Source organism: Nocardia farcinica, assembly GCF_029867845.1.
In the GTDB taxonomy this organism is placed as follows: Bacteria; Actinomycetota; Actinomycetes; order Mycobacteriales; family Mycobacteriaceae; genus Nocardia; species Nocardia farcinica_A.
Map to the genome: position 1 here is coordinate 1 of NZ_JARWRU010000907.1, position 1,064 is coordinate 1,064.

2 protein-coding genes and 1 pseudogene are annotated in these 1,064 nt (G+C 72.7%); 1 reads left to right on the forward strand and 2 read right to left on the reverse strand.

Annotation, left to right across the window (positions count from 1 at the left end):
- Positions 1-139: 139 nt before the first annotated feature.
- A pseudogene (locus QH283_RS20000) lies at positions 140-565 on the reverse strand (hypothetical protein); the annotation flags it as partial.
- A 60-nt stretch (positions 566-625) separates the two neighbouring features.
- Here QH283_RS20000 and QH283_RS20005 point away from each other — a divergent pair.
- Positions 626-844 carry a hypothetical protein gene (locus QH283_RS20005; RefSeq protein ID WP_432420756.1) on the forward strand — a complete coding sequence of 73 codons (219 nt, stop codon included), beginning with the start codon at positions 626-628 and terminating at the stop codon, positions 842-844.
- Between the two features lie 31 nt (positions 845-875).
- Here the strand turns inward: QH283_RS20005 and QH283_RS20010 are convergent.
- Positions 876-1,064, reverse strand: a 189-nt coding sequence (locus tag QH283_RS20010) for a GNAT family N-acetyltransferase (RefSeq protein ID WP_432420757.1), incomplete at its 5' end; no start/stop codon positions are given.

Here is a 1,064-nt window from a genome sequence, read left to right on the forward strand (position 1 = left end):
GCCGGGGGCCCACCTTGGGGGTCGGGGGGGGGGGGGCCCCCCCCCCCATCGATTGTTTGGGGGCGGCCACTACCCCCGCGCTTTAGGCCTTTCCTTTTACCTGGGGGGCGGGCGGCCCCGGCCCGCGGCGCGGCACTCGGACGCGGCCCGCCAGCCAGCGGCCCGCGAGCTGGGCGGTGGAGGGGAAGGGGGTGCCGTCGAGCCGGGCGACGGTGCGCAGCAGACTGTCCTCCATCTCCCTGGTCACCGGGGCGTCGAGCTGGCGCAGCCACGCGCGCTGGCCGTAGCGGTGCGCCCACACCAGCACGGCCTCGCGCAGGTTGTGCAATTGGACGCCGCGGTGCTTGTCGCCGGTCCACATGTCGGTCAGCGAGTGGCCGAGTTCGGCATGCCAGATCAGGGCGGGCAGATCGTCGAGGACGACCGACATGCCGACGTGGTTGACCGGGCTGTTGGTGGTCATGCGGATCACCCGGTCGGCGGCGGATGTGCCTCGGAACAGCCAGATGTCACCGGTTCTGGTGATGTCGAGCGCCTGGTCGAGACTGATGCTCTTACCCCTCATGGAGCTAGCCTAGGCGTTATGAGGTGGTGGAAGGCAGTGGGTTTGGCAGGTGCGGCCGGTGTGGTAGCCACCGGTGTGATCGTGGCGCGCGCCGAACGCCGCCGCCGCGCCTATACGCCCGAGCAGGTCCGGGAACAGTTGCACGCGCGCTTCGCCCAGGCCACCGCGGCTGCCGAGGCCGCCGGGTCCGTCGCGGCCGCGCCGGCCGAACCGACTCGGGCACAGCGGATCCGCGAACGGCTCGGCGCGGCGCTGCGCCGGCTCCGGCCGGGCACCTGATCCGATCCGGCGTCCGGGGGCGGCGGGCGGGCTAGGCGAGCGGCAGCCGCATGACCGTGAGCGGCAGGCCCGAGGAGGTGGTCCAATCCCGCTGCGGCACACGCTCGAAGCCGAGGCGGTCGTAGAGGCGGCGGGCATCGGCCATGGCGGGCATGGTGGTGAGGACCACGGCGGCGAGGGATTCGGCGCGGGCGATCTCGATCACGCTGCGCACCAATGT